Consider the following 2713-nt stretch of genomic DNA (forward strand, 5'->3'; position numbering starts at 1 on the left):
TTCTGCATCTAAAATCTATTACAAACTAGCAATTCCAATACTTACAAGACTTTTTTCGTGTCAATAGAAAAGGACATAGAAAAGTAAGTATTTTATGCTATTTTTATATGAAATATAGTAATCTCAATATATATACTTATTTTATCAACTCTTATTTTTATTAATTTGTCAGTTATTGGTCAGTAAATATTAATTTTTTGTATCTTTTAAATTGATTTAATCTGATATTCGTATATGCACTTCAATTAAAAAAATTAAGAATTTTAACGAAAACACTCTACGTACGTAAAACATTTCAAGTAATATACTTTTTTTATTTTACTCTACATATATAAAATATAAATCAAAAAACAATTGACTACCTTACTCTATTTCAATAGAATAAAATTAAATTTATTATTTTTTTAATATTAGAATGGGGGATATATATTATGATAAAAAAAATACCACATGCTGAACTTAAAGTCATGATGCTATTTTGGGACACTGACAAGGTATTGACATCAAGAGATATTGTAAATATAATGAGTGAAGAATGAAAACAAACGACAACACTTACACTATTATCTAGACTTTCTAAAAGAGGGTTTTTAGAGCCTACAAAAAAACCTACGTACACTACTTATAAAATTTTGATTGATAAAAAAAGCTACTTAGAATTTGCAACATCTGATTTTGTAAAGAATGTACATAATGATTCTATTGTAAGTTTAGTTGATTAAGTTAATAAAGAAAAAATAGGAAAAGATGAATTGGCTTCTTTGAGAGCTTTTATAAAAAAACTTAGGAAATAATAGGTATTATTATGTCTAATTTAATTCTAAAAGATATTTTAAGAACCAGTATCACAAGTAGTCTAGTTATTTGTTTTCTGCTACTTTTAAGAACAACTATATTCAGAATTTTCAATAATAGTTTTAATTATTATATTTGGCTAATTGTAATAGTTAGATTACTTTTTCCATTCTCTTATTTTACTTATACTATTTCTGATTATAAATTTCAATATAAGCCTATTTTAAATGAAGTTAATTATTCAAATACAGTATTAATAGTATATTTAACAATTGTTATTTTGCTTGTAACTTATAGGTTTATAAAATATTTAAAGTTTAAGAGTTTGGTTATTGACTTGTCATATGACATTGAAAATCTTGAAATAAACAATCTTTATAATAATTTATTAAAAGAACTAAATATAGAAAAGCATATTAAACTAAAATATACTTATGAAATCAATACACCTTCATTTTTTGGATTATTTGATAATTATATACTTTTACCACCACATAATTACAATTTAAATGAACTATATTGGATTCTAAAACATGAGTTAATTCATTACAAAAGTAAAGATTTATACATTAGATATTTGGTTTTATTTTTAAAGTGTGTTTATTTCTTTAATCCTTTTATTTATCTACTTGATAGAATTATATATCATAACTGTGAATTACATTGTGATGAAGTTGTATTAAAAGGTTGTTCCCTTGAAAGCATAAAAAGTTATGCTAACACAATTTTAGATTCAATTGAAAAAAGTTCAAGAGATTCAAATAACTACACTACTGGATTACATAGAAAATCAAATTTTGAAAAAAGAGTTTATGATATGTTTAAAAATAATGGTAAGAATGGTATTTTAATAGCATTGATTTTATGCTTATTATCATCATTTACATATTTTAAATTTGATTCAATTATATCAAAGCCAATTAATCACTCCTTAGATGCACCATTGCCAGTTAATACAGGCAAAGAAAAATCTTTTACTATAACAATAGATTAAATATTTGCTAGTATTAAAATATATTCAAAATTATAGGGAGGAATTATGTTAAAAAAGTTTAAAAAAATGTTGCTAATTACTTGTTGTTTCCTTATGATGGGTAGCACAGTTTTTGCAGAAACACAAAATAGTGAAGGAAAAAGCTTTACTATATCTGGTTACACATTTATATATGAAAATGCACCACAAGAAATAAAAGATAATTATAAGGAAAATTGTTTGGATATAGGTGTAGAGCCACAACCTAATGATGAAATTTTTATTACATCTAGTGAATTAAAAACTTATAGCAACATAGACATGTATTCATCTAGGTCAAGTTCATTTACAGTAACTTATCATTATTCATATTATAAGGTTACTGGAGATAAAAACTATACTGTTAACACTTCTACGATTGTAAAATACGGAGATTCAGGAAATCCTGTTCATTTAGTACAATTGTTATTAAAAAAAGTTGGATATGCTTTAGAAGTAGACAGTCAATTTGGAAGTACTACACTTAGTAAAGTTAAAAGCTTTCAAAGCAGTTATGGCTTAACTGCTGATGGAATTGTCGGTAGTGCAACATGGAGAAAATTTGCCTCTGCTACAAACCTTGATTAGAATTTTTAAATATAAATAATATCAATAAAAGGCATGATAATAAATTTATCATGCCTTTTTATAATTCGCAGCCTGATTTTTTATAATAAAACTTTATAAAATTGAGTATGATAAAACGAGTATTTTAATTATATAATTCTACAGCTTAAAGTATGTTTTTAAGGCTCTGTAAGGCTCTGTAAGCCCTTATAACTTTCTTTTTATATAAAGGCTTCATTTCTTTTTATAAGCCCTTATTTATTTGTTTTATAAAGTTATTTTTAAAAAAAGAGCATTAATGAGTTTTTGTCCCAAAACTATTTGTGTGGTTAGGCAAAG

The 2713-nt window shown here is 24.0% G+C and carries 2 protein-coding genes and 1 pseudogene; all 3 read left to right on the forward strand.

Translation table 11 applies throughout. From position 1 onward, the window contains the following. Positions 1 to 554 precede the first annotated feature (554 nt). Positions 555 to 722: pseudogene (locus IR152_RS19595) on the forward strand (BlaI/MecI/CopY family transcriptional regulator); the annotation flags it as partial. Positions 723 to 805: 83 nt separating this feature from the next. Then, on the forward strand, positions 806 to 1789 hold the full coding sequence (locus tag IR152_RS19600) for a M56 family metallopeptidase (protein WP_227453500.1): 984 nt from the start codon (positions 806 to 808) through the stop codon (positions 1787 to 1789). Between the two features lie 45 nt (positions 1790 to 1834). Continuing rightward, complete coding sequence (locus tag IR152_RS19605; protein ID WP_227453501.1) at positions 1835 to 2395, forward strand: peptidoglycan-binding domain-containing protein; 561 nt, start codon at positions 1835 to 1837, stop codon at positions 2393 to 2395. Positions 2396 to 2713: the final 318 nt, after the last annotated feature.

Origin of the sequence: Clostridioides sp. ES-S-0108-01 (genome assembly GCF_020662285.1) — a bacterium.
Lineage (GTDB): Bacteria > Bacillota > Clostridia > Peptostreptococcales > Peptostreptococcaceae > Clostridioides.

Coding starts and splice junctions, on each gene's coding strand:
- IR152_RS19600 (WP_227453500.1), top strand. CDS start 806: ATGTCTAATTTAATTCTAAAAGATATTTTAAGAACCAGTATCACAAGT.
- IR152_RS19605 (WP_227453501.1), top strand. CDS start 1,835: ATGTTAAAAAAGTTTAAAAAAATGTTGCTAATTACTTGTTGTTTCCTT.